Origin of the sequence: Geomonas terrae, assembly GCF_004791675.1 — a bacterium.
GTDB lineage: Bacteria > Desulfobacterota > Desulfuromonadia > Geobacterales > Geobacteraceae > Geomonas > Geomonas edaphica.
In genome coordinates this window covers 367,325-393,072 of the sequence record NZ_SRSC01000001.1, presented here as the reverse complement: position 1 = coordinate 393,072, position 25,748 = coordinate 367,325, and the positions used below count along the sequence as shown (strand labels likewise).

17 protein-coding genes are annotated in these 25,748 nt (G+C 66.3%); 13 read left to right on the top strand and 4 right to left on the bottom strand.

What is annotated here, in order from left to right:
* Positions 1 to 237 precede the first annotated feature (237 nt).
* The 4 genes from E4633_RS01680 to E4633_RS01665 form a co-directional block, all read right to left on the bottom strand.
* Positions 238 to 1,473 carry a hypothetical protein gene (locus tag E4633_RS01680; RefSeq protein WP_135868540.1) on the bottom strand — a complete coding sequence of 412 codons (1,236 nt, stop codon included), beginning with the start codon at positions 1,471 to 1,473 and terminating at the stop codon, positions 238 to 240.
* The gene (locus tag E4633_RS01675) at positions 1,470 to 2,273 is read right to left on the bottom strand and encodes an outer membrane lipoprotein-sorting protein (protein WP_135868539.1); all 804 of its coding nucleotides are present in this window, start codon (positions 2,271 to 2,273) and stop codon (positions 1,470 to 1,472) included. The genes E4633_RS01680 and E4633_RS01675 overlap by 4 nt, the downstream gene beginning before the upstream one ends.
* 180 nt (positions 2,274 to 2,453) lie before the next feature.
* Positions 2,454 to 5,006, bottom strand: coding sequence for an ABC transporter permease (locus E4633_RS01670; RefSeq protein WP_135868538.1), 2,553 nt, complete (start codon positions 5,004 to 5,006; stop codon positions 2,454 to 2,456).
* Complete coding sequence (locus E4633_RS01665) at positions 5,003 to 5,692, bottom strand: ABC transporter ATP-binding protein (protein WP_135868537.1); 690 nt, start codon at positions 5,690 to 5,692, stop codon at positions 5,003 to 5,005. The genes E4633_RS01670 and E4633_RS01665 overlap by 4 nt, the downstream gene beginning before the upstream one ends.
* A 264-nt stretch (positions 5,693 to 5,956) precedes the next feature.
* Between E4633_RS01665 and E4633_RS01660 the strand changes: the two genes are divergently transcribed.
* The 13 genes from E4633_RS01660 to E4633_RS01600 all read left to right on the top strand — a co-directional run bounded on the left by E4633_RS01660 (position 5,957) and on the right by E4633_RS01600 (position 25,711).
* Positions 5,957 to 6,370: a hypothetical protein gene (locus E4633_RS01660; protein ID WP_135868536.1), complete on the top strand. Its 414-nt coding sequence runs from the start codon at positions 5,957 to 5,959 to the stop codon at positions 6,368 to 6,370.
* Positions 6,371 to 6,456: 86 nt separating this feature from the next.
* On the top strand, positions 6,457 to 10,059 hold the full coding sequence (locus tag E4633_RS01655) for a translocation/assembly module TamB domain-containing protein (protein WP_135868535.1): 3,603 nt from the start codon (positions 6,457 to 6,459) through the stop codon (positions 10,057 to 10,059).
* Positions 10,060 to 10,231: 172 nt separating this feature from the next.
* Complete coding sequence (locus E4633_RS01650) at positions 10,232 to 10,834, top strand: DUF1318 domain-containing protein (protein WP_246037864.1); 603 nt, start codon at positions 10,232 to 10,234, stop codon at positions 10,832 to 10,834.
* Positions 10,831 to 19,065, top strand: a complete 8,235-nt coding sequence (locus E4633_RS01645) for a CHAT domain-containing protein (RefSeq protein WP_135868534.1) — start codon at positions 10,831 to 10,833, stop codon at positions 19,063 to 19,065. The genes E4633_RS01650 and E4633_RS01645 overlap by 4 nt, the downstream gene beginning before the upstream one ends.
* Before the next feature lie 39 nt (positions 19,066 to 19,104).
* Positions 19,105 to 19,605, top strand: coding sequence for an SH3 domain-containing protein (locus E4633_RS01640; protein ID WP_135868533.1), 501 nt, complete (start codon positions 19,105 to 19,107; stop codon positions 19,603 to 19,605).
* Positions 19,606 to 19,617: 12 nt separating this feature from the next.
* Positions 19,618 to 20,508 (top strand): M48 family metalloprotease, encoded by an 891-nt coding sequence (locus E4633_RS01635; RefSeq protein ID WP_135868532.1) that lies wholly within the window; start codon positions 19,618 to 19,620, stop codon positions 20,506 to 20,508.
* Between the two features lie 296 nt (positions 20,509 to 20,804).
* The gene (locus tag E4633_RS01630) at positions 20,805 to 21,800 is read left to right on the top strand and encodes an ABC transporter substrate-binding protein (RefSeq protein ID WP_135868531.1); all 996 of its coding nucleotides are present in this window, start codon (positions 20,805 to 20,807) and stop codon (positions 21,798 to 21,800) included.
* On the top strand, positions 21,797 to 23,743 hold the full coding sequence (locus tag E4633_RS01625) for a sensor histidine kinase (protein ID WP_135868530.1): 1,947 nt from the start codon (positions 21,797 to 21,799) through the stop codon (positions 23,741 to 23,743). Before E4633_RS01630 ends, E4633_RS01625 begins: the two co-directional genes overlap by 4 nt.
* Positions 23,744 to 23,755: 12 nt before the next feature.
* A complete protein-coding gene (locus tag E4633_RS01620) occupies positions 23,756 to 24,406 on the top strand; it encodes a response regulator transcription factor (protein WP_135868529.1) in 651 nt (216 codons plus the stop codon).
* 111 nt (positions 24,407 to 24,517) lie between these two features.
* Complete coding sequence (locus E4633_RS01615) at positions 24,518 to 24,745, top strand: hypothetical protein (RefSeq protein WP_135868528.1); 228 nt, start codon at positions 24,518 to 24,520, stop codon at positions 24,743 to 24,745.
* A 237-nt stretch (positions 24,746 to 24,982) separates the two neighbouring features.
* On the top strand, positions 24,983 to 25,162 hold the full coding sequence (locus E4633_RS01610; protein ID WP_129127382.1) for a CsbD family protein: 180 nt from the start codon (positions 24,983 to 24,985) through the stop codon (positions 25,160 to 25,162).
* Positions 25,163 to 25,314: 152 nt separating this feature from the next.
* Positions 25,315 to 25,506, top strand: a complete 192-nt coding sequence (locus tag E4633_RS01605) for a Thivi_2564 family membrane protein (RefSeq protein ID WP_135868527.1) — start codon at positions 25,315 to 25,317, stop codon at positions 25,504 to 25,506.
* Positions 25,507 to 25,561: 55 nt separating this feature from the next.
* Complete coding sequence (locus E4633_RS01600; RefSeq protein ID WP_135868526.1) at positions 25,562 to 25,711, top strand: lmo0937 family membrane protein; 150 nt, start codon at positions 25,562 to 25,564, stop codon at positions 25,709 to 25,711.
* Positions 25,712 to 25,748 lie beyond the last annotated feature (37 nt).

The window sequence follows — 25,748 nt, the reverse complement described above, 5'->3', positions numbered from 1 at the left end:
TGTTGCATGCGCGTATACGTCCGGAGGAAGAAGCCTTTCAGTTAACCCGTGTCCTCTCTTGCTGAGAACGGTGGCCTTATAGCTCCCCCCTTTGCGAAGGGGGGGACGTAGGGGCTCATGCAGCGCTTCGTAGGAAACTGCACTTTGCGTTTCCCGGAGGAACCTACCCGCAAGGGGAGGGGACGGACAACGCTGGGGGTGAAGGGTGGGGGCGCGGAATGCACGGGGGCGTGCGGGTCACCAGCTGCGGCGGACGGCGGCGACGAGGCGACGCGCGTCGTGCAGGGCGCCGAGCGCACCTTGGCGCGAGCCGTACGGGAGATCGCCTCCGACGGTTACCTTCCAGGTGTCGGTGACGTTGTAGGCGACTTCACCTTTCAGGATGCCGTCGCCGCGCTCGAGGCCGCAGTCCCAGACCGCCTTCCACGCGCCCCACTCCTCGGTCCGGTTCCAGGCGACGATGAGGGCGGGGAGGGCGCCCCGGTCGAAGAGCAGGGTAGGGTCGACGGGCGGGTCGATGGCGTTGCCGGCCAGGGTGACCAGAAGCGTTCCGTCGCCGAAGCCCCGCTCTAGGCTCAAGGTGGCGATAACGGCGTCGCCCAGCTCGGCGTCGCCGGAGAAAAGGGCGGCCAACTCCCCCCGCAGGACGTAGGAACCGGCGACCCTGGAGACCTCGACCCCGGCCGCGTGCTCGCGCGGGTAGCGCCGGGTGACCGTCACCACCGGGACCGGCCCGTCCTGCAGGGCAGGGTTTATGGTGAAGCGAAGGATCGGTGCCGGACGCACGCCGGTCCTTGCCCAGACGCCCAGGTCCCAGTCGCCGTGCGTGGCGAGGAGGCGCAGTGCGGCAAAGCCGGGGAGGGGAGGCGCGTCGTCCGCCTCGCGCAGGACGGTCCCCTGCGGGAGCGCGCCGGAGGCGATGGGGGCGTTACGGCTTCCAAGCGGCGGGATGCGCCACGGCGTCGTCACCGGCACCAGCACGGCCTGGTAGCGGAGGTTCTCCTCCTGGCCGCTTGCGCGCACCCCCCAGAGTGGGAGCTTCTCGTCGGCGAAAGGGTCGGTCAGGTCGCGGGGGAGAAAGGCGTCGGCCGGGGAGTAGCCGTCGGTCTTGCCCCAGCCGAGCTGGAAGCGCCCGAGCTCGAGGTCGTGCGAGGAGGCGAGCGGGACGCGCAGCCAGAGTTCGGGGATGCTCAAGGGGGGGCGCCTCAACTTCCGGTCCGCCGGGTCGAAGACAAGCGGGCTCGTCTGCGGTGAGGTGAGCCACTCCGCGCGCAAGGACGCGGTGAGCTGGCTCTCGGCAAGGCGCTCTTCCCACTTGCCGAACAGGGTGCCCCAGCCGGCCGCGTAGGGATCACCCGGCGAGCGCTCGCTGTAGCCGATCCCCTTCAACTCGGCGTAGCCGGAAAACCCTTCCGCGAGTGCCGCGCCGGGGAGAAGGAGCAGGAAGAAAAGAAGGAGTGCGACGACCCTCAATCGCCACCCTCGCGGGTCAGGTTCTGCAGCGTGAAGCGGCTCGCGGGCTGCGGTCGGTTGAAGGAGATCTGCTTGAGGGTCACCGTGGTGCGGCTTCCCTTTTTCAGGTCGGTCATCTCCATGCGCGCCGCGATCCAGTGCCCCTCGACGTTCTTGATGTCGGAGAGGATCAGGCGTTTCGCCGTCTGGTTCTCCCCCTTGCGGTAGAGGTCCTCGCGCACCAGGTAGAGGATGTCCTTTCTAAGGTAGAGGGTGAGCTTCTGGTAGATGGACTTGCTCCCCTTCTCGAGCGGGGTCGCCCTGATCACCCAGCAGGGGTGCCCCTCCACGGTTTCCTCACCCTCGAGCGACACCTTGTACTTCTCGTGGTCGAACTCCTCCATGTCCTCGTAGTTGAAGTCGGTCCCGACGAAGGAGGCGTCGCGGTCCTGGGGGGCGATCCTGCGCTCGCGCTTCATGGAGGGGAGGTAGAGCCACTGGTCCGGGTTGTCCGAGCCTGCGCGCGGCAGGGAGAGAAAGCCGACCCCCTTCACCTCGGGGGGATCGGTAAAGCGGATCAGGTTCTTCGAGTCCCCGGCATACCCCTGCCGGTAGCTGTTCCACCCCTTCTTCCGGACCTTCCCCTCCTTGTTCACCACGGTGAGGTCGCCAGAGTACTGCTGGGTCTTCGTGCGGTGCCGGCTTTCCGATTCCTTCAAAAGGGCGCGCGCGTCCGGGGCGGCGAGGGCTGCGGCAGAATAGAGTGGCAGGAGCAGGAGTGCGAAAAGAACCAGCAGCGGTTTCTTTAGTCTTCGGATCATGGGGCATACCTCCGTAACTGAATGTGTAGGGGCGAATAATCATTCGCCCAGCCCTGTCCATCCCCTCTCCCTCCGGGAGAGGGTGGCCGAAGGCCGGGTGAGGGCGTTGCCACGAGGTGGGGTCTCGCCTAACGCAGCGCCCTCACCCCGGCCCTCTCCCAGGGGGAGAGGGAGGAGAACCTACTCGTACCCGACCGCCTCGGTCACCTTGACCGCTGCGGCCTGTCGTGCGGGGATCCCGGCGGCGAGGAAGGACACCAGCGGCAAAAGGACAAGGAGCTGCCCGAGCACCTCCCACGGGTAGTGGTGCGGCATGGCCCAGCCGGTGAAGGCGCGCGCCACCGGTCCCTCCATGAAGGAGGCGAAAAGGTTTCCGGCGGGGAGGGCGACGACGAGCCCGACCAGGGCGAGCACCAGCGCCTCCAGCACCACGCTGCGGGCGATCTGGCCGGGGAGCGCGCCCAGCGCCTTCAGGATGCCTATCTCGCGCGTTCGCTCCGCCACCGAGATGAGAAGCGAGGTGACGATGCCTAAGAAGGCGACCCCGAGGGCGAGGAAGACGGTGATGCGCATGACGGCGTAGAAGGCGTCGATCGCCTTGCCGATCTCCTCCTTGAACTCGCGCTGGGTCGAGATGAGCGCCGGGTACCGCCCGGAGAGCCGGGCGCGGATCGTGTCGCGCACCTTGCCGGGATCGGTGCCGGGGGTGACCGAGACGTCGTAGATGTCGACGCGGTCGTCCTGCCAGTGCTTCAGAAACACCTTGCGGTCGAGGAAGACCGCCCCCTGGTCGGAGCTGTAGTCCCGGATCACCGCGGCGATGGGGAAACGCACCACGCCACCCGGGGTGGTGAGTTCGACGGTGTCACCCTTGCCCAGGCCGAAGCGATCATAGAAATTCTCGGTGACCGCGCACATCCCCCGGTTGATGAGGCCGTCGCGCAGCCCGGCTAGGTCTCCCTGGGCGAACTCGTAGCGCACCCTCTTGGTGAGGGTATCCATCTCCACCGACCCAACGAGGATCTGCCTGCCGCGAAACTGCGGTCTTATCGCCCGGTAGCTTTCCACGGTGCGCACCCCGGGGAGGGAGAGGATCTCGTCCTTCAGTTTTCCGGGGTAGAGGAAGTCGGGGCGCGAGAAGTTCGCCGAGGCGCGCACGAAGAGATCGCAGGTGAGGATGTCGTCCATCCAGCGCTCGATGGTGAGCCGCGTCGACCCCATGTAGCCCCCAAGGCCAAGTACGAAGGTGAGCGAGAGGGCCATGGCCATGATGGTGCCCGCACTGCGGCGCGGATTCCCCAAAAGGGCGTCGCAGGAGAGCGGCCCGGCGGAGGGAAAAAGGCGTCCAAGCGCCGGGGCGAGGGCGAGGAGGATCCCCCTCGAGACCGGGCCGATCAGGAGCACGAGCCCCACGCCGCCCAGAAGGAGTACCGGGAGCACGAGCCCGTCTCCCTTCACGACACGGCTCAGGGCGAGTCCCGCTGCGGCCGCGACGAGAAGCGCACCGAGAACTATCCTCGGGGTCGCCCTGCGCTGGACCTTCGCCTGGAAACTCCCCTTGGCGAAGGCCTCCGTGGGGGAGATGCGCGAGGCGGCGAGGGCCGGCCCCCAGGCCCCGGCGAGCGAGGCGATGAGCCCGAGCAGCATGGAGTGGACCACGACCGCGGGGGTTAGGTGCACGATGCCGGAGCCGCTGATGCCGTACACCATCTCGGTGCTCTGCCCCATGCTCACGAGGAGCGCCTGCGAGAACGCGGTCCCGGCGACGCAGCCGATCGCCCCGCCGGCAAGGCCGATGATGAGGGCTTCGACCAGGAACAGGAGCTGGACCTGGCGCGGCGTGGCGCCCAGGGCGCGCAGGGTGCCGATGTCGCGCCGCCTGCGGTTCACCGCGACGTTGAAGGCGTTGAAGATGAGGAAGATGCCGATGGAGAGGGCGAAGGCGCTGGAGACGTTGAACCCGGCGGTGAAGTTCGCCACGAGGCGCTCCATCTGCTCGCCGCGCCGGGCCGGGGTTTCCACCCGGTACGCCGGGCCGAGCGCCTTTTTGAGCAGCTCGGTCCCTTGCGCCACGGTCACCCCCTCGGCCAGCCGGACGTCGATGCGGTCGAAGCGGCGTCCCCGGCCGAAGAGCTCCTGCGCGGCGTAGACGTCCACCACCATGAGGTTGCCGCCGAAGGCCTGTGCGAACCCCTTGGGGCTCATGAGGCCGCGCGCGGTCACCTTCCTGATGCCGGTCGGGACCCTGACCGCCAGCGTCCCCCCGGTGGTGAGACCGGCACGCTTGGCGAATTCGCGGGTGAAAAGGGCGGAGTCGGGCTGGGCAAGGAACAGGAGCGGGTCGTCGAGGTCGGCGTCGTCACCCTCGAAACCGTAGTCGCGCATCTCCCGGTCCCCCAGGAGGTCGACGCCGATCACCATGAGACTCCCGAGCTCTCCCTTCTCCGGGACCACGATCTGTTCGATCACCGGGGAGGTGGCGCGGACACCGGGGAGGTTTCTGAGCTGCTCCTGCACCCCCTCGGGGACGCCCCCCTCCATGGTGACCTGCAGGTGCGCCTTCCCGGCGACCCGGTCCACGGTGGAACCGATCCCGGCGACGAGGGCGTCCTGTGCGGTCCTGATCGAGCTGAAGGTGGTGACGCCGACCACCACGCCCAAAAGGGTGAGGACGGTCTTCGCGAGGTGGCGGCGGGCATAGGAAAGGGAGAGGTGGCGCAGCAGGTATCTCATCGGGTGACTCCCGGGACCGCGCCGTCCTCCTCGACGCGCCCGTCCCGCAGCAGGATGAGGCGGTCGCAGGCGGAGGCGGCGTCGCGGTCGTGGGTCACCATGACGATGGTGGTGCCGCGCCGGGCGTGGATGGAGCGGAGCAGGGCAAGGATCTCCCTGCCGCGGGCGCTGTCCAGGTTGCCGGTCGGCTCATCGGCCAGCAGCAGCGGAGCCTCGGTGACCAGGGCGCGGGCGATGGCGACGCGCTGACGCTCACCGCCGGAGAGTTCGTCCGGGAGGTGGTCGCCCCGCTTTTCCAGGCCGACCTCGGCCAGGGCGCGCTCGACCCGGAGTTCCGCCTCCTTCGCCCCCATGCCGGCCAGTCTCAGGGGGAGCGCCACGTTTTGCCGCACCCTGAGCGTCGGCATCAGGTGGTAGGCCTGGAAGATGTACGAAACATGCGTGCGCCGAAAGAGCGAGCGCCCCTTTTCGCTTTCCAGGGCGAGGTCGCTCCCCGCCACCAGCACCTGTCCGGAGGTCGGCACGTCGAGCCCCCCCATCAGGTTCAAAAGGGTCGATTTTCCCGACCCCGACGGCCCCATGATGGCAACCATCTCCCCCGCGGCGATGGAGAAGGAGACCCCCCCCAGCGCCGTCACCGTTGATTTGCCCTCGTAAGACTTCACCACGTCGCGAAGCTGCAACACGAAAGGTTCCTCCTTGGATGAGGCTTGCCCGTTCTGTTTACGGAACGCCCACTTTATCAGAAGTGCGGCGACGGTCAAAGAAATTATGAGCGCACTCTCAAGTTTAGGGGCCGCTGCCACTGGTCAATGAAGTGAATATAATCGAGGTCCCGTTGTCTGTCATAGTTGCCGTGCTAGACTTTTTATCACCCCAAAGTAGCAAAGCGGCATACCGGGAATCAGTGCCGCTGATAGAGTTGAAGACTTCCATGAACTGGAGGCCTTATGCCTGAATCAGGAAAGATTCATATATGGCTGGCAGCGACGCTCGCTGTTGCTTTGGGTGCCTTACTCTTCTTGCGCATGGGGGAGGCGAACCTCGACCACCTGACCAGCGCCAGCGGCATCCTCACCATGCAGGAGTGCATCGCCTGTCACTCTGAAGGCTCGACACATCCGGTGGCCATATGTCTTGACGACCACTGTCTCTACACCAACGACCATTCCCTCATGCACCGCTACCCCCCGCTTGGCAAAGAGATGGAGTACGCGTCGGCGGCCGAGGTTCTTGCCGCGGGGTGCATTCTCGAGGACGGCAAGATCACCTGCCTCTCCTGCCATGATCTCACGCAACCCGCGCCACACCTGATACGGGCGGGCGACCAGCTCTGCGGCATCTGCCACCGGCTCCTGCGCTGAGGGACCGCGCCGTTTGACTTTAAAAGTGGGAGATGATAAGAGAAATTGCCTCGCAACTTCCGCTGGACCTCCCGGGACCCTGACCGATGCGCCCTCGTCTCCTCGCCTACATCAGCACAATCCGCCTCAGACGCGTTCTCCTGGTCGGGAGCGCGGTGGCGCTGGCCGGACTCCTCCTTCTGGTGCTGCTCGTGGTGTCCCTGCCGACACTCATCTCCACCTCGCCGGTGCAATCCCTGCTGAGACTCGGTATCTCCAAGGCCCTCAAACGTCCCATCTCCTGGGATGATCTCACCGCCTCCTGGTCCCGCGGCATCGCCGTCTCCGGCCTTAACCTGGGTGAAGGGCCGCCCCCGCTGCTGCGTGCCGCCCTCAAGGAGCTGAAGATCGTTCCCGGCCTTTCCCGCGAGGAGAGCTCCGGGCGCTGGCGCGTGAGCCTCGACGTGAAACTCGCGAGGCTGGATGCGGATCTCGCCCCGGGGCCGCAAAAGCCCCAGGAGAAGCTGGCGGACCCGCTCACGCGGATCGCGGAAGGGGTGCAGAAGTTTCACACCATGGAATGGCCGCTTCCGGTCGAGGTGCGGGCGATGGTCGACGCGGCCCCGATGACGCTGCGTTACGCCGACCCGGCTTCCAAGCGCGAGCTCCTCATGGATAACTTCGCCTTCGGGCTCGCGGTCCCGTCGCTTTCCACGCTGCCGGCCACGGCGTCGCTCACCGGAGAGGTGGCCGTCGACGGCGGCAAAGCCCAGCCGGTTCGCCTCAAGGTGCGGGTCGCCGACCTCATCACCGCGGGACATCGCATCAAGCCGTCTGCGGCGCTTTTCGCGGTGCAGGCCGGTCTTCCCGGCGTCGATTTCGACGTGAAAGGAGGCGTGTCCCGCCCGGAGGGGCTGAAGGCTAGGCTGCACCTTTCCCTTGCCGAGGTGATGAAACTGGCGACGCCTTTGGCGAAGAAGCCTCTGCCGGAGCTTGGAGGCGCTCTCCAGGTGGCCCTCGATGGGGAGACCGATCAGGCGGGTGACCTGCGCCTGGCACTTGCGCTCGACGGCGAGCGCCTGTCCGTAAGCAAGCTCCCGGGGAAAAGGGGGACGGTGGCGCCCCTCGACCTTCGCCTGCGCCAGAAACTGAAGAGTGATTACAAGCGCCAGCAGGTGACCTTCAGCGAGGGGAGCCTCGCGAGCCCGGGACTTCTCACCGCGTCCTGGAGTGCCGTAGTCGACCGTCCCACCGAAAAGTCTCGCGCCGTCTCCGCCGAGCTTTCCGGGGTGCGCCTGGAACTTTCCCGCGCGGCCGCGCTCGCCGCCCCCTTCCTCGCCAAGGGACTGCCGCTCAAGGACCTGACCGGGAGCGCGACCCTTGCGAGGCTAACCGCGCGTCTCAAGGGGCCGGAAAACGACGGCGAGGTGGCGGTGTCCGGGCTGGCTCTCTCCCTGCCGCGGCTTTCCCTGAAGCGCCCCGCCGGTGCGGTGCAGGGGGAGGGAATCGTGCTTACCCTCGACCGGGCCGTCCTGCCGCTTAAAAAGATGACGCCGGTGCGGGCGACTGCAGGACTATCCCTTTCCGTCGCAACGCTCGAGGTGGGGGGGAAGAAGCCCCTGCGCGCGCAGGGGATGCGGGGGCGGGTGGCCCTGAACCTCTCCGGCATCGACCTGAAGGGAAAGCGCGCCGTCGCCGACGCCGTCCAGAGCCTGGGTATCGAGCGGCTGGCCGTTGGGGAGGACCTGGCGTTCGAGAAGCTGCGCGAGGAGGTCTCGCTCAAGGGACGCGTGCTTTCCGGCGGCGCCGTGGACGCGTCGCTTCCGCTTTTAAATCTCGAGGCCGCGTCGCTGCGGGCGCGCCAGGGGGCGCGGGTTGTGACGCTGCGCCCCTTCGCCGCGCATCTCGCCGCGGAAGGGGTGCATCTGCCGGCCAAGGGTAAGGGGAGCCCGACGGTGGCGCAGGCGCACTTCGCCCTGGCCGCGTCTGACGCGCTTACCCTCACCGCCCAAGTAGCGCTCACCGGAGAGGGGAGGCAACTCGCTGCGACCAAGGGGGAGGCGCACATCGACCTGCGCCGCCTCATGCCGGTTGCCGCCCCCTTCCTCCCCGCCGGCTTCGACGCGGCCGGGCTCGCCTCCGCCGCGTGGGACCTGGCCCTGCCGCTGCCGTTCGCGCAGGCTCCCGCGGAGACGAACCCGCTGCGCAAGGCGAAGGGGGGTGTCGCCCTGCTGGAGCGCGGCGAGCTGACCGTCAAGCTGAACGACATGGACCTGAAGCTTCCTGCCGCGCAGGGAGGGTACCGGATCAAGGGGTTAAGCACGGCGCCGCAGCTGCGCTTTTCCGTGCCGCGCGCCGATCTTCCCCTCGCCATCGATGGCGGTGTGCGCTTCGCGGCACTCGAGGGGCTTACCGGAACGGCGGCGACGCTCCCTTTGCAATCGGGCGCACTCAAGCTGCAGGGTGAACTCTCCGGTTGGAAGGAGCTTCGCCTGACCGAGGAACTGACCGTGGCGTCGCTGGGCCTTTCCCAGGTGGCCGAGCTCACCGTTGGGCGCCTCGACGCGCTCATGGATGAGCGCGAGCTGAAGCTCGACACGGCGACCATGTTGAAGCGTCTCGACGCCACCATGTTCGCCCACCTGGAGGGGAACTTCCCCCCAGAGGCGAAGCAGGTCATCGCGGGATGGCGCCTCGCCGGCAACGTCGCCGTAGGCGCGCGTGTCGATCTGACCGCGGCCAGGGAATTGAAGGTGCGCGGCTACGGCAAGTGCCGCGACTTGGGCGCTGCCGACGGCAAGGGGGTGGGGGCGGACGGCATGCGCGCCGACCTCGTGCTCGACCGGACCTATGCGCTGGCGCAAGGAAAGGGGGAGACGTGGGAGCCCCTCTCCACAGCACTCGTGCGTCCCGCTCCGGTTGCCCCGTTCACCGTGGCGAACTCCGATCTCGCGAACCGGATCTACCAGGACCTGCGCGGCGAAAGCAGCGGTCCACGTAAGATCGGTGTCCGCAGCGCCTCCTTCAGGTCCGGCGCCCTGCCGCTTGCCGCGAGCGCCCTCGAGGCCGACCTCCTCCTGGAGCCCGAATCGCTTGGTCTCTCCTTCTTCCAGGCCGAGTTCGCCGGGGGGACGGTGCGCGCCCGCGGCATGATCGACCTCACCGGGCCGACCCCGGTCCTTTCTACCTACTGCAACTTCTCGCGCCTCGATCCGGTGCTGCTCTTTCCGGCCGCAGGTTCTCTCCGTCCCGGAGGCGAGGGAGAGCTGACCGGCGAGCTGAGCCTTTCCGCGCCGCTTGCCACCGAGAAGAGGGCGCTTCTGGAAGGGATGCGTATGAACTTGAACCTGCGCCACTTCAGTTCGCGGGTCCTGGACCGTGCCCTTTTCGCCGTCGACCCGTACCAGAGAAACGAGAAGATCGTGGCGCAGCGAAAGGCGCTCAAGATGGCCGATCTGAAGGGGCTCCGGGTGAGCGCCGTGGACGGTGCGCTCGACTGCGAAGGGGAGCTTGCCGTGAAGAGGGTTGACGTCGCCATCCCGAGGATCGACCGTCTGCGTCTTTCCGAGCTGCCGATAGACAACGAGCTGAAAAGCCTGATCCAGGCGATAAGGAGCTCCCAACTGCTCCTCGACCTGGTCCGCTCCGACACCCTTGTCGTCGACGAAAAGGGGAAGCTGTCCCTGAAAAGGAGAAAACATGTGGAATGAAACACGTTCTACGTTCTGCGTTCTACGTTCTACGTTTAAACCCTTGCTGCTTTCGAGCAAGTTGCGGCATCCCCGCCCCCAAAGGGGGAGGGTCAGGGAGGGGGAGCGCAGCAGCTCGACCGGCCTTCCCCCCTCCCAGCCTCCCCCCTCCAGGGGGAGGGGCGGCTTCCCGTTGTCAATCGTCAATCGTCAAATGTCCATCGCCCTTGCCCTCGCCCTTCTTCTTGCATCCGGCTGCACCCTCGCCAAGGTCGACGTGAACGTGGTGAGCGAACGGACCTCCCTGGAGAACCAGGTGCTCGGCACCTACAACGCCCTCTCCGAGGACGTGCTGCTCGTCGCCTCTGTGCGCGGTGTCTCGCCGACCGGGAAGGTGGAAACGCCGCCGAAACACTCCCCGGAACAGCAGGAGGCGGCGCAGGCCCTGGAAACCATCGCCTTCCACGCCGACGACGTGGACACCCTGAAGCGGCTCGGCTGGGTCGGGGAGAACCTGGATGGGACGTTGACCCCCTTCGCACGCGAGGTCCCGGAAAAGGCCCCCGCCGACCTGAAGGCCTTTGCGGCGCGCTACAGCGAGGGTGAGTTCCGCCAGGTGGTCGGCGAGGTGAACCGCTCCCGCGAGGTTCTGATGAACCGGGTGGTGCGCACCAACGAGAACTTCACCGCGGGCGACCTCCCGGCGATCCGCAAGGTCTTCGCCCGGATCAACCGTCAGAACAGCGCACCGGGGACCAGGGTGCAGCAGGACGACGGGGCGTGGGGCGCCCGATGAAGGCGTCGGCAAGAAAAACAGCCCTCTTCCTGGCTCTCGCCTCGCTCCTTGCCGCGGGCGTCGCGGAAGCGGTGCCGCTCGGTGAGGAACTCTTAGCCCCCGCGGCACCACGCCCGGCTCCGCGTTCGCGCCCGGAGACGGCGCCTGCCGCCGCGCTCTACACGCCGCAGTCGGTGCTCTACGCGGCGCGCTCCCTCGACGGCAAATGGATGGCGACGGTGGAAAAGGGGGATGCGGGGTACGAACTCTGGCTGCACCCGACCGGCGCCACGGATAGGCTGCCGCGCCTTTTGCGCAAGAGCCCGGTGCGCATAGCCGCCCCCGCCTTCGACGCCGGCGCGACCCGGCTCGCCTTCACCGATGAGCGCGACGACCTGAAGGGGGACATCTGGCTTCTGGATCTCGTCAGGCCGGACGCGGAACCGGTGCGCCTGACCGGCAACGACGCCGGCGAGGACGCCCCCTCCTTCGCTAGGGACGGGAACGTTCTCTTCTACCAGCGTGAGCTCCCCGGTTCCGGGCGCCGCGAAATTGTCCGCTTCGACCTCGCCTCCGGCAGGGGGGAGACCATCCCCATCGGCATCGACGCTGCCTTCGCGGTCCCCTCGCCGGACGGCGGCCGCATAGCCTTCGTCTCGCGGGAAAAGGACCCCGGCGGCGACCTCTGGCTCTGGGACCTCCGCGCCAGGCGCCTGAGCCCGCTCACCGCGGGGGCGGAGCGCGACCTCTATCCCGCCTGGCAGGACGACGACACCATCCTCTTCACCCGCTTCGCCCCTCCCGCCGGGGACTCCGCCACCGGGCCGGAAGGGGGCGCCGTCTTCCGGCTGCAACTGAAACGTGCAGGCGAGGGGGGCCTCCCCGCCGCGTTCCCACTCACCTCGGGCCTTCTCTCCACCGTTGCGCCGGTTCCCGCCCCCGACGGGGTGCTCTTCGTCGCCGGCGGAGCGGCCGGGGGACAGGTGGTCTCGCTTCCCCTTTCCGGTGAAATCCCGGACCGGTCCGACCTCGCCTCCCAGTGGGACCTGGCACGCCTGATCCTTGAGCGCCAGCCCGCCGATCCGGCGACGGCAAGGCTCGCCCTCCTGCGCGTCCTGGCGCGGGAGGAAGCCGCGAGCCGCGAGGGGGCGCTTGCCTCGCTGGCACTTGCCGGGCTCATGGAAGAGGCGAAGGATTATCCCGGCGCCCTGGAGCGCTACCAGGAGGCGGCTAAGCGCTACGCCGCGTTCCCGGCCGAGGCCGCTCTCGCGCAGGTTGCAGGGGTGCGGCTGCGGGCCGCCCTGCGCTGCGAGGAGGTCGTCGTGGCCGGGAGGCGCAGCGAAGTGATCGCCGAAGCGCAGCGGGAAATGGTCGCCGCGGCCGGGAACAAGGGGCGCGACGCTGCGGCGCGGGCGCTCATCGATTCCGCGCGCCTGCAGGCCGAGTACGGCTCCGGCGCGGGAGACCAGTTGGCCGCCATCGCACTCCTCGAAAAGGCCGCCGCCGATCCCGCCGTGGACGAGGCGCTCCGGGGGGAAGCCGCCTACCGCCGCGCCCGTCTCCTCTCGGCAATCGAGGGGGGCGAGGGTTCCGTTAGCGCACTGGTCGAGGTGGCCAAGCGTTACGACCGGCAGGAGCGCTGGGCCGAGGCGGCCATTGCCGGCATCCTGGACCAGCTGACCGCGGGTTCGACCGAGCCGCGCGAGCGCCTGGCGGCCTTGGCCGAGCAGTACCGCACCACCCTGCCGCGCCTCGCCATGGGCGCCTGGAACCGAAGCGGCGATCTTGCCTACCGCGGCGGCGACTGGGTGCGCGCGAAGGACGCCTACCGCACCGTGCTGGAGCAGTTCCCGCCGCTTGCGACACCGACGGCGGCGGCCCGTTTCGCGCTCGCCGAGATCCTATACCGCGAGGAGCGCTTCGGCGAGGCGACCGCCCTGTACGAGAAGGAAATGGCGCTGCACCCCGAGGACGCGCCGCTCTACCAGTTGGCCCGTGCCGCCTACATCAGGAAGAGCCTCGCCGCCGGGGAGAGCCTGTACCGCCTGGGCGAGATCGCCGCGGCCCGCGCCGCCTTCCTGGACCTGATCCGCTACGATGGGCGCAGCCTCGAGGCGCATCGGGGTTACGTGAAGTCGGTCGCCGCCCAGGGACAGGCCCCGGAGCTTCTGGCGCTCTACCGCGAGATGCTGAAGAAGTACCCGGACGACCCGGTGCTCCTCTACGCTGCCGGGCTCTGCCTCACCTACCTCCCCGGCAAGGATGCGCTCAAGGAGGGAGACCGTCTCATCGCGCGCTCCGCCGAGCGCATTCCCGGCTCCGAGTACCCCTTCCAGACCCGCGGCTACATCGCCGAGGTGCTCGAGACGGTGCATGGCGAGGCGGGAGGGCTCGAGCGCGCCCTGAACCTCTACCGCAGGGCGAAGCTTTTGAACCGTCCCGAGGTGAACCCGGAGAACGCCGCCAACCTCTCCTTGAACATCGGCAACGTCGCTTTTCTGCTAGGGAGGAACGCGACGGCGTGGAGCTTCTACCGCCAGCGTCTCGCCTCCAAGGTCCCCTTCGACAACCCGGAGACCGAGCTTCTCTTCCACGAGCGCTACGCCGCGGCCGCGTTTCAGGTGGGGGAGAAGGACGCTGCCATCGAAGGTTATGGCCGTGCGCTTTCCCTTGCCCAGTCCCGGCTCGATCCGGCGCGGGCGCTCGAGCAGTTCGGCCGCCTGACGCGCCGGGCGAACGAGCGTCTCTTCGCCGGGGAAAAGCTCTCTCCGGAGCGGGAGCGCCTGCTTGCCCGGCAGCGCGAGATCAACGCGGAGCTGGAAGTTCTCGGCGCGGAGCGCGTGGAGCCACCCCCTTCCCCCGCATGGGAGCGCTTCGAGGCGGCGCTGAAAAAGCTTCTCTCCCGTGAAAAGGAGTTGGTCGCCGCAGCCGGCGCCGGAATCCCGCAGGGGGAGAAGTACGTTCTGGAACTGACCGCCATGGCGGCCGCCGTGGAGCGTGAGCTCGCCGCCGTGCCGCGCCTGGTGGAGACGCAGGCGAAACTGAGCGATCGGCTCGGGCTTGCCCTCTTCGATGCCGAGCGTTTCAAGGAGGCGGCGGAGCGTTTCGACGTGGCCTACCGCCTGAACCGCGACCTGGGCAGGACGGCGAACCTGGCCGCGAACCGCCGTTCCGCGAGCATCGCCCTCTACCGCCAGGCCGAGAGCGCCTCGGGTGGCGACAGACTGAGGTTCCTCGAACTCTCCCGGGACGGCTTCAACGAGGTGCTGACGCTACTGGACCGCTACCCCTCCGCGAAGAAAGCGGCGCCGAAGCGAGGCGGCGGGTTGATCAAGGTGGGCGCCGACGTCGCCCTGAACAAGGGGGACGCCACCGAGGCCGCCTTCGGTTTCTCTACCGAGCAGGAGCGGCGCCTCGCGCAGAGCTATCTCGCCCGCATCGCCTCCGAGCTTGGCGATAACCAGGCTGCGGCGCGGCTCTTCAAGGAGCTTCTCGGCCGCTACCCCGCTCGGGTCGATCAGCTCGCCGAGGGCGACCTCTTTGGCGTCGGGCTCCTGAGCCACCGTGCCGCACAGCTCGACTACGCGCGCGGCGACCGCGCCGGGGCTGCGGAAGGGTTCCGGAAAGGGACCGAGATCGCGCTTCGAAGCAGCAACGCCGTCGGCGCCATGTTGAACCTGGTGAACTGGGGGATGCTCATCCCGGCCGACGCCGCGCCGGAGGCGGTGGCCGAGTTCCTGGCGGCGCAGGGCCGCGTCTCCGCCCTTGCCGACTCCTACCGCGGCGCCCTTCCCGCCGATGCTTTGGCGCGCTACGGCAACGACTCCGGCGCCATCCTGGCCCGTCTCGCCTCCGGCCGTCCCGACGACGGCAGCCGTCAAGCCCTCGTCTACCGTGCTATCGGGATGTGGGACCGCGTGCTGCGGCAACCTTCCTCTACGTCCCCCCCTCCCGCAAGGGGAGGGGGCTTGCTTCTCGCTGCCCGTCTGAACCGTGCGGCGGCGCTCTCCTCGCTCGGCCTCGCTGACGCGGCGGCTGCCGGTTACCGAGATGCTCTCGCCGAGGCGCGCGCCGCCGGTAACGGTGCCATGGCTTGGCGTGCGCTCGCTGGCCTAGGCGACTTCGACGAGGCGCTGAAACTCCTCGACCGGCTCCCCCACACGCAATACGACCTGCACCTAGGCGAGCTCACCGAGCGCTTCGCTCCCCGCATCGAGGCGCTGACCGTGAAGGACCCGGAACAGGGCTTCGCACTCGTGGAGCGCCTCTCCGAACTGGAGCGGGTCCAGATCCTCGGGAAAAGCCTTCTCGGCATGGACGACCCCGCCGTGCTCGCCCTCCTGCAAAAGGCGGCACCGCACCTCTTCGAACTGGACCGGGTTCGCGCCGAGCTTGCCGGCCCGGCGCCTGCGGACCCCGCCTATCTGAAGCTGCGCGCCGAGCAGGAACAGGCGGTTCTCGACGCCATGCTCGGCAAGGACCTGGGGCTCCTTCCCCCTTACTACGCCGCGGCCGGTCCTGCAGCCCTGCGTCTCGCCGCGTCGGCGTCGGCCCTTCCGGGGGGCGAGAAGGAAGAGGGCTTCCGGGCCCGTCTTGCCTCCTTCCGCAAGGGATGCGTCTCCGGTAAGGCGCCGCGTCTTTGCCGGGCGCTCACACCGCAGCCCGCCGAGGCGATCGACGTTTTGGAACGGCTCCCTGGACGAAGCGTGCTCCGCATGGTGGCGCTTCCCGGCGACCGCTTCCTCCTCTTCACCTTGGGTGGCAAGGAGGGTGTCCGCGCCGAAACCGTGACGCGCGCCGCAGTCGTCTCGCGCCTGAACGATCCCGCGCTCGTCGCCATCTACGAGGAGCCTGGTGCCTTCGCCGACGCCCGCGTCCTCACCTGGGGGGTGAGTGCGAGCCAGCTCTTGCAGAGCATAGAGCAGCGCAGACCGCTCAGGACGCAGGTCCTCGACCCGGCCGGCGTATGGCCGTCGCTTCCCCCCTTCGCAAAGCTCCCCCCCGACGGGTTGCCGGAGCGGCTGCCCGACGCCCACACCCTGACCCTCCCCGGCGCCGCCGGGCTCCTCCCGACGGTACCCGCCCGTCCCGGCGGGGGAGGGGGGGGCGATGCCCTCTTCGAGGACGGCACCGGGGCGCGTCGCGATCTTCTCTCGCTGGCACGGGGCGAGTCGGTCTCGCTGATAGTCGCTCCGCGCGGGGGGAAGGATGAAGCCTATTATCTCGGGCAGCTCGCTTCGCTCGCCGGGGTGCCGAGCCTGCTTCTTTCCGAGGGGAGCGGCACCGATCTCTCCCCCTTCGTGAAAAGCTACGCGGACGCCTCCCTCGCCACGGCGCGGCGCGATCTCCCTCCAGGCTGGCTCCTGATCGGCGACTGGGGTGGCAACGCCGCCGAGAGCGCGCTTCTCGCCAAGAAGCAGTTCAACGATGTGGTGAAACGCGCGGTGACGGCGCACAACGAGGGGCGCTACGCGCAGGCCCTGGCGCTATTCGACAATGCGCTCGTCGTGGCGGACGCGACGCCGGAGCTTGCCAAACAGCGCGCTCCCCTGCACCGCCATGCGCGGGAGAGCGCCTTCGGCGCCGGGCTCACCGAGCGTGCCGTCCTCCATGCGGACCTCCTCGTGAAACGTCTTGCGAAGGAAAAGCCGTACTCGGCCGAGCACGCCGATGCGCTCTTCAGGCTCGGTCTTCTGCAGGGACGCCTGGAGCATTTCTCCGAGGCGGCCGCATCGCTCAAGGAGGGGGTCTCCATCTTCGCCGACCTGGGGCTTGCGAAGGAGCAGGCCGCGGCGCTCTCCGATTTCGGCGCGGTGATGGAGAACGCGGTGGACTACCCGGCGGCCCGCTCCCTCTTCGAGGAGGCGGCGGGGCTGAATGCCCAGTTGAAGGACGAACTGAACCTGGCCGACCAGTACCGGAACCTCGGGCGCATCCTCGACCTGCGCCTGAACCAGTTCGCCGCCGCCGAGCGCTACTATGCGAAGGCACAGGAGCTCTACGCGAAAAACGGCAACCGGGCGCTGGAGGCCGAGACCATCCTGGAGCGGGGGCGCTGCCGGCGCCTGCTCGGGAACTTCGCGGATGCGGACCTCCTTTACCGCGAGGCGCTCGGGAAGGTGGGGGACGCCGCGCTCAAGACCCGGATGCGGATCGTCCTTGAACAGGGGAACAACGCCTGGTTCCAGGGGCGCTACCAGGACGCCTTCGATATGCGCGAACAGGTGGAGCGGGCCGCGCAGAGGGAAAACTGGCCCCTGGAAGAGGTGATGGCGAAAAACACCGGCGGCCTCATCTGGTGGACCCTGGGGGACTCAAGGCGGGCGCTGACCGAGCTGAAACAGGCGCTGGAACTTTCCGGCAAGTTGGAGGCGCGCCGGGACGAGAGGGCGACCACGCTGAACAACATAGGGCTTGTGCGGCGCGAGTCGGGAGATTACCAGGGGGCGCTTCAGTCTCTTGGGGAGGCGCTTGCCATCGACCGCGCCCTGGGCTCGCGCTGGGCCATCGCCTATGACCTGAGAAACCTGGGACAAACCCGCCTCAAGATGGGAGACCCCGCCGGGGCGCTGAAGCTCCTTGCCGAAGCGGCGACGCTTGCCGACGGCACCGGCGACCGGGTGAACCAGGCGAAGATCCACCTCTCCCTCGGGGACGCCCGGGCCAAAAGCGGCATGAAAGGCGAGGCGCAGGAGAGCTACAAGAAGGCGCTCGAGCTCGCCGACCTCATGCTGCTGCGCGAGGTGCGCTGGCGCGCCCTCCTGGGGCTCGCCCGTCTGAAAGAGGGTGCCGGGGACCGGGAAGGTGCCGTCTCCTCCTACCGCGACGCGCTCGCTACCATCGAGGAGCTGCGTGCCGAGATCAAACTGGACCAGCTGAAGGACGGCTTCCTCGCCGACAAGATGGACGTTTACCAGGGGCTGGTCGGGCTTTTGGTTGAACTTGGGCGTGACGACGAGGCCTTCGCCGTCGCCGAGCGCTCCCGCGCCAGGAATCTGATCGACATCCTGGGGCGGCAGCGCCTCTCGCTTGCCGGCGGCGCCGACCGCGATCTCTACGAGCGTCAGAACCGGTTGCGTGAGCAGATCGTCGAGCAGGAGCAGTTGGCGCAGCAGGCGGCGAACCCGTCGGAGCGCGCCATGTACCAGGCGGCACTCGAGCGGCTGCGCGGCTCCTACCAGGACCTTCTGGTCGACATAGAGCGTCGCCGCCCTGAACTGTTGTCGCTCATCAAGGTGGCGCCGGTCACCGTGCCGGAGGTGCGCTCGCTCTTGGAGCCGGGGGTGACCCTGCTCTCCTACTACCAGCTCCCGGACCGGCTCCTGTGTTGGCGCCTGGAGCGCGAGGCTAGCCGCCTCTTCGTCCTCCCGGTCCCGGCCGCCGAGCTCTCCGGTAAGATCGCCACCTATCGGCGCATGCTGCAGAACCTGGAGCCCTTGGAGGAGAACTCCCGGGAGCTCTACCGGATGCTCCTCGCCGCCCCCCTGTCCGGCGTGGCGCAGGGGAACACGGTGGGGATCGTGCCGCACGGCAGCCTCCACTACCTCTCCTTCGCGACCCTCTACGACGGGCGCGATTACCTGGTGGACCGGCATAACCTGTTCCACCTCCCGGCCGCCTCGGTGTACCGCAACACCCTGGCCCGGCGCCAGGCGGCGAAGAACCTGCGCATCTTAGCCATCGGCAACCCCGACCTCGGCAACGCCTCGCTTGACCTGCCGTTCGCCGAGAAGGAGGCGGGGACGCTGCGCTGGAACTACGCGGATGTGACCATGCTGACCCGCGAGCGCGCCACAGAGAGCTGGGTGCGTGAGAATATCTCACGGTTCGGTATCATTCATCTCGCCTCGCACGGGGAGTTCGACCCGGTGAACCCGCTCTTCTCCTCGATCAGGCTCGCAAAGGACGCCGGAAACGACGGCAGGCTGCAGGCCGAGGAGGTGTTCGGGCTCGATATCAAGGCGGACCTTGTGGTCCTCTCCGCCTGCCAGACCGGTCTTGGCGACGTGAAGAGCGGTGACGACGTGATCGGCATGAACCGCGCCTTCATCTTCGCCGGGACCCACGCCCTGGTCTCGAGCCTGTGGCGCGTTTCCGACGTCTCGAGCGCCATCCTGATGAAGCAGTTCTACCGGGACTACGCCGGCACCGACAAGGCGCAGGCGCTCGGTCTCGCCATGCAGCACGTGAGAAAGCGCTACCCGCACCCCGGCTACTGGGGGGCATTCGTACTAACGGGTGATTACAAGTAACGAAGCGCCGGAGCCATTCCGGCCATAACGGAGGTGACCATGAAGAAAACGGTTTTCGCCGCCCTCTTGATGCTGGCGGCGGCCACGGCGTTCGGCGCCGAGAAGCGCTGGGTGGTAAGCGAAGGGACCACGTTGAAGAGCGAGCAGTCGGTAAGCGCTGCGAACCTGGCGGACCTGCCGGTGGGGGCTGAGCTCACCCTGGTCGAGGACGGGGGACGCTGGCTCAAGGTGCAAACCGCCGACGGCAAGGAAGGGTGGGTTTACGCAGGGCGGGTCGCCGATGCGGCACCGGTCGCCGAGGTGGGGGGAGGCGACGGCCTTTTAGGTGGCACCATGCAGCAAAGCCAGATCAACACGGCGAAGGCGGACAGCGCCCGCAGCATCCGCGGCCTTTCCCCGGAAACCGCCGCGTACGCGAAACAGCACGGTACGCCGGAAGCGCTCAAGAAGGAGCTGGACCGGATCCTCGCCCGCAAGGTTTCCGACAAAGAAGTGAAGACCTTCCTCAAGGAAGGAAAAATCGGCGAGTACGCCCGCTAAAGGAGGATGCCCATGAAAAGACTGATCGTTTCCCTTGCGGCTCTCTCCTGCCTCGCCGCGCTACCGGCCCACGCCGGATGGCAGGACAAGCTGAACAACCTGATGAACCCGGAGTCCAAGGAGGGGAAAATCCTCTCCGGTGCGACCCAGGTGCTCTCCTCGTCGCAGGAGATGACCTACCAGACCGAGTGCACCGTCGGCGAGAGCCTCGCGCTTGACAGCATGCAGCGCTTCGGCAAGCCGGTGAACAACGAGGCGTTGCAGAAGTACGTGAACCTGGTGGGTAACGCCGTGGCGCGCAACAGCCGCCGCTCCACCATCCCGTACCGCTTCGTGGTGCTGGACAGCCCGGTGCAAAACGCCTTCGCCGCCCCCGGCGGCATCGTCTTCATCAGCAGGGGGCTTTTGAGCCTCCTGGACAACGAGGCGGAACTTGCCGCTGTCCTCGCCCACGAGGTGGGGCACGTGGCCGAGAAGCACGCCCTGAAAAGCATCCGGCGCGCCCAGTTCCTGCAAGGGGCGGCGAGCATCACCGCCGCGACCATGAAGGGGAGCAAGGGGCAGCAGTTCGAATCGATGATCGGCGACATGCAATCGACCCTCTTCGACAAGGGGCTCGACCAGGGGATGGAGTTCGAGGCGGACCAGGCCGCCCTGGAGACCACCTACCGGACCGGCTACGACCCTTCAGCCATGACGACCGTACTGGAAAAGCTCAAGCGCCAGGAGGCGACGGCGACGAAGAACGGTTCCTGGTTCTCGACCCATCCGCCGCTGGACGAGCGCATGGCGCGGGTTGCCGCAGGTCTTAAGAAGTACCCGGACCGGGCGTCGCTTGCCAAGTTGCAGGCACGCTTCGCGAAGTACGTCAAGGGGGGGAAGGCTTCCAAAACCGGAAAGTGACGTTGGACTGTCACAGCTTATGAAAACATCCTTTGATACTGTCAGTACGCACGGAAGGGGCGGGCTTTGGCCTGCCCCTTTCTTGTTCAGCTACGCTATTTTATGCAATTTGCAGTATTTGGTGCGGGAAGTGCTAAAATTAATTGCACTTTGTTAGCTACTCGTCATATTATTCACCCGTAGTTTGCGGGGCTTTGGCGTGTTTGTGGCCGTGCGGACCCATTGCGGCCGAGTCCTGTGAAAGAATGCGGGGCTTCCCTGCCGTCGTGTAAGCATACGCCGATCATTAGGAGTGGATACTGAGAGTAGCGCTGATTCTGACACTGTGTCTGCTTGTTTTAGGCTGCAATGGTCAGCGCCCGCTCGAGGCAGGTCCGCCCATTCCCTTGCGCCTGGCCTATGTAAGTTTGCACGACTGCTCGCTGGTGCAGGTTGCCGTCGCCAAGGGGTTCTTCAAAGAGGCGGGGCTTGACGTCCAGGTGCAGCCCTGCGGCTACGGCAAGGCGGCGCTGCAGGCGGTGCTGGATGGGAAGGCGGACCTCGCCACCACCGCCGAAACTCCGCTCCTGTTTGCCATCCTCGGTGGACAGAAGCTCTCCGTAATCGGCAGCATCTATACCTCGAACAAGAAAAACGGCATCGTCGCACGCAGAAAAAGCGGCATTTCCGCCCCCGGAGACCTAAGGAACAAGCGCATCGGTTTCACTCAGGGAACTACCACTCACATATTCCTCTCCTCTTTCCTGACCGCCAATCACCTGACGATGGATGATGTGACGCCGGTTGACCTGGCCCCGGAACAGATGCAGGAGGCCCTTCTTTCGGGGAAGGTGGATGCGATCTCCACCTGGAACCCCACTGGCAAGATCATCGCCGAGAGGATGGGGGCTGAAGGGGTGGAGCTGAGCGACCCTCACATCTATACGGAAACCTTCGTTATTGCAGGGCACGCCTCGTATGTGAACGGCAACCAGGAGGCGATGCGGCGTATGCTGCGTGCCCTGCTGCGGGCCGAAGAGTTCGCGGCGCGTCACCCGCAGGAGGCTCAGGCGATCGTCTTTGCGGACTTTAAGCTCCCACCGGCACTGGTTGCCGAGTTGTGGGAGGAAGGCTCATGCACCGTGACCCTGGATCACGCCCTGCTCCTGGCGCTCGAGGAGGAAACCCGCTGGGCGGCGAAGCACCGCCTGGCGCGCAACGTCCAGATGCCGAACTTCCTGGAAGTCATTGATCCGCGCCCGCTGCTGTCGGTAAAACCGGAAGCCGTGGACCCGCAGGTGCTCAGACCGTGACCTTTGCCCGCAGGCTCAAAGTAAGCGCGTTCCTGTCCCTCACGCTGTTGCTGGTCGTGGCCTCGCTGCTCGCGTGGACGAGCAGGGAGCTGAACATGGCCGGCGAGAAACACGCCCTGGCCGACCGTATTCAATCGGTGGTGTTCCAGCGTGCCACGATGCGCGATGAGTACTTCCTGTACGGCGTCGAGCGGGCGAGGCTACAGTGGTTCTCGCTCACGGAGAAGACCGCGCACCTGGTAGATGTGGGGCATCGGGAGTTCGGCGACAACGAGTCGCGTGAGGCGATGAAGCGGTTGACGCGCGACCTCGCTGAATCGCAGATCATATCGCGGCGCCTGGCTGAGCGGATGCGGGGGGTTCCCGGCGTCGATCCCGCCTTCGTGCACCACGACGAGTTCGCGGGCCGTCTGTACAGCCAGATCATGCTCAAGGACTCAGCGCTGCAGCAGGAAGCGGTGAATCTGCAGAAGTCGGCCCGCGAGAGGTTCGAACAGGCCACGCAGCGGATGATCACCCTGACTCTGGTGCTGGTGTTCCTCATGGCGCTCGGGACCATCGTGAACTCTGTTTACCTGAACGCCGTGCTGCACCGTCGCATGATGGCGGTCAAGGAGGCCGCCGACCAAGTCGCCGCGGGGAACCTGGACCACCGCATTGTCGCGGAGGGGACGGACGAACTGGCTGAGATGAGCCGGGTCTTCAATAGTGTGACGCAGCAAGTGCAGGATTACACGAAGGCGCTGCACGACAGCGAGCAGCGCTACCGGATGCAGTTGCAGGAACTGGCCAACGTCTACACGCACACCCCGGTCGGTCTCTTCGTGGTGGACCGGGACCTCAGGTTCCTGCGCCTTAACGAGCGCCTGGCCGAGATGAACTGCAAGAGCATCTGCGAACACGTGGGGCGCACCATCGACGAGGTGCTCTCGCCGGAGATCACCACCCAGCTCAAGGAAATCTGGCGGCCGGTCTTCGAGCGGGGCGAGTGCATCCGGAACGTCGAGTTGCATGGAAGGGCAGACGCCTCCCAAAAACAGCCGCGCCACTGGCTGGCGAACTACCAGCCGATCCTCTCCACGGGAGGGGAGGTGACCGGTCTCATGGGGGTGGTGCTGGACATCACGGAACGCAAGGCGGCCGAGGAGGTCATGGCCGGGGCGCGCCAGCAGCTCGAGGAAGAGGTGCATCAGCGCACCGCGAAACTGCAGCTCACCAACAAGCACCTGCTGCAAGAGATAAAGATCAGGAAGAAGATTGAGGTCGAGCTCCTCACCCAGCAACAAAAACTTCAGGATATGGCGCTCGATCTCGCCATGGCCGAGGAGCGGGAGCGCGACCGCATCGCAAGCGAGCTGCACGATCAGGTGGGGCAGCGGCTCATTCTGGCGAAGATCAAGCTCGACGCCCTCGCGAGCAACGTGCCAACCGGGGAATGCGAGTCCGAGGCTGAGGGGATCGGTGGGCTCATCGAGCAGACCCTGCAGGACATCAGGTCGCTCACCTTCCAGCTGAGACCCCCGCTTCTGGCGAGCGCGGGGCTCGAAGCGGCGCTACGCTGGCTGGGCGAAGAGCTCTATGCCGACTTCGGGCTGCAGGTCGAATTCAGCGACGACGGCAAGGAGAAAACCCTGCGCTACGAGATCCGCTCGACGGTGTTCCAGGCGGTCAGGGAACTCATGCTCAACGTCGCGAAGCATGCCGGTACCATGCAGTGTCGCGTTGCGCTCCTGCGTTCCAACGGTTTCCTAGTGGTCCAGGTGGACGACGATGGCGTCGGGCTGAATGGGGACGCGGCCACGAAGGGCGCAACCAGAGAAGGCGGCTTTGGGCTTTTGAACGTAAGGCAGAAAATAGAACACCTGGGAGGGGCCTTTTCCATCGTGGGCAAAGCTGCCGGCGGGACACTGGCCACGGTTACGGTGCCGCTTGACGGTTTTTAGAGGAGGAGAGAAATGAAGATGAAGATTTTGATCGCTGATGACCATGTAATCGTCCGGCAGGGGCTGCGCGCATTGATCGACAAGGAAGAGGATATGATGGTGAGCGCGGAAGCCGGGACCGGCGCCGAGGCTATCAGCCTGACGCGCAAGGAGCGCCCCGACGTTATCGTGATGGACATATCCATGCCCGACGTGAACGGCATCGACGCCACGCGCAGCATCATGGCCGAGTGCCCCGAGGTGAAGGTGCTGGCGCTCTCCATGGAGTCCGACCGCCGTTTTGTGGTGGAGGTTCTGAAGGCGGGTGCAAACGGCTATGTCCTCAAGGATGCGGCTTTCGCCGAACTGGCGAGCGCGATAAGGGCTGTCGCTGCCGGGGAGACCTACCTCCCCCCGAGGGTGACCACCCTCCTCATCAAGGAGTACCTGCAGCGCATTCCGGACGAGGTGCCCGCTACCTATGAGAACCTCTCCGCGCGCGAAAGGGAGATCCTGCAACTGATCGCCAACGGCAGCAACGCGAAGGAGATCGCCTTCGCCTTCGGCGTAAGCGTAAAGACGGTGGAGAACCAGCGGCACAGCATCATGAAGAAGCTCGACCTCTTCAGCATAGCGGAACTCACCAAGTACGCGGTAAGGCAGGGGTTGACCTCGTTGAAGTGATGATGTGAGTACTGGCATCCTTCACTGCTTATTGACCTATTTATTTGTACGGGCGCTTCACTTAATACTGGTTTTGTCATGGCTTAGCCGTCACTGTGCCAGGAGTGAAGCATGCCCGATCAGGAACAGGAAAAGGAAAAGGACACAAGCCAGGCTGCCGATGACGAAGCCTTGGAGGAGTGTCGCACAACTTGCCGCACCAATGCGCTCGTTGACGGCTTCTCTATCTGCCTTGTGAAGAACCGTTTCTGTGAGCATGCGCTCGCCTTCGGACATCAGTTCCTGTGCCGTCACCCGCACCACGCCAAATTTGCCGTTTCCCAAAAAAAGAAGAAGTAACCTCCCCGTCTTCCTTTCAGGAATGAGCCGGCACTGCCGGCTGCTCCGCTTTTCACCCCTTGCTCCCGCTTGACAGCAAAAGTCGGCACTATACACTTTGTCGGGTTTGATTGGCGTTGTTTAATGTTGCCTTGGCGCGATTCCACAGCCGCCGGCGCGTCGATCGCCAGCAGAGCGACCGCAGTCACTGACTAGCCAGCATCTTCCGGCCAAGAGGTATCGCTCAGGAGGTACACCATGAAAGCGAGCACGAAAGACCAGAGCAAAGGAAAACTGCAGGAACTGAAGGGTCAAGCAAAGGAAACGGTCGGAAAGACCACCCGTAATGTCTCCATGGAGCATCAAGGCAGGGGGGAGAAGATAACCGGCAAGATTCAGAAAGATGTCGGTAAGGCGGAGAAGGATCTGGAGAAATAGCGCCACACCTGGCCTGCCACCGGGTGGAAACAGTGCCGGGGCGCTGGCCGCCGCTCTCCCCGGGGCGGCGGTGGCTGCGGTCGCTCTGCTGGCGATCTGGGATGCCCTGCAAAGGGAGAAGGTCAGCCGGACCGAAAGAGGAGGTGTTCGTCATGCCCTTGGTGCACGTGCTGCTCGTTCTCATCGTGGTCGGCGTTCTGCTTTGGCTCGTCAATACCTACATCCCCATGGCTGCGTCGATCAAGTCCATTCTCAACGCCGTCGTCGTCATCGTCGTCGTCCTTTGGCTTTTGAACGTCTTCGGCCTGATGGAAAATCTCACCAGGCTGAGGGTAGGGAAGTAACAGCGGCTGGCGCCCCTTGAAAGGGCGTGCCGGAAGCTTTCCGGCGGAGGTGGACATGCTCAAGGCAATCATCGTGGTATTGCTCGTTGTGTGGCTGATCGGACTGGTGACCCACTATACCTTCGGCGGATACCTCCATCTGCTGCTTGGGATTGCCGGGATACTTGTTATACTGAACCTGATCCAGAAGAAACGGCCACTGTGACAGTTTTAACCACCGTCATCGATGTCCATTGAGCCGG

Bases quoted from the DNA above. Each gene is read 5' to 3' on its own strand.
- E4633_RS01655 (WP_135868535.1), top strand. From the start codon at position 6,457: ATGCGCCCTCGTCTCCTCGCCTACATCAGCACAATCCGCCTCAGACGC.
- E4633_RS01635 (WP_135868532.1), top strand. From the start codon at position 19,618: ATGAAAAGACTGATCGTTTCCCTTGCGGCTCTCTCCTGCCTCGCCGCG.
- E4633_RS01610 (WP_129127382.1), top strand. From the start codon at position 24,983: ATGAAAGCGAGCACGAAAGACCAGAGCAAAGGAAAACTGCAGGAACTG.
- E4633_RS01670 (WP_135868538.1), bottom strand. From the start codon at position 5,006: ATGAGATACCTGCTGCGCCACCTCTCCCTTTCCTATGCCCGCCGCCAC.
- E4633_RS01605 (WP_135868527.1), top strand. From the start codon at position 25,315: ATGCCCTTGGTGCACGTGCTGCTCGTTCTCATCGTGGTCGGCGTTCTG.
- E4633_RS01660 (WP_135868536.1), top strand. From the start codon at position 5,957: ATGCCTGAATCAGGAAAGATTCATATATGGCTGGCAGCGACGCTCGCT.
- E4633_RS01640 (WP_135868533.1), top strand. From the start codon at position 19,105: ATGAAGAAAACGGTTTTCGCCGCCCTCTTGATGCTGGCGGCGGCCACG.
- E4633_RS01675 (WP_135868539.1), bottom strand. From the start codon at position 2,273: ATGATCCGAAGACTAAAGAAACCGCTGCTGGTTCTTTTCGCACTCCTG.
- E4633_RS01620 (WP_135868529.1), top strand. From the start codon at position 23,756: ATGAAGATGAAGATTTTGATCGCTGATGACCATGTAATCGTCCGGCAG.
- E4633_RS01615 (WP_135868528.1), top strand. From the start codon at position 24,518: ATGCCCGATCAGGAACAGGAAAAGGAAAAGGACACAAGCCAGGCTGCC.
- E4633_RS01600 (WP_135868526.1), top strand. From the start codon at position 25,562: ATGCTCAAGGCAATCATCGTGGTATTGCTCGTTGTGTGGCTGATCGGA.
- E4633_RS01645 (WP_135868534.1), top strand. From the start codon at position 10,831: ATGAAGGCGTCGGCAAGAAAAACAGCCCTCTTCCTGGCTCTCGCCTCG.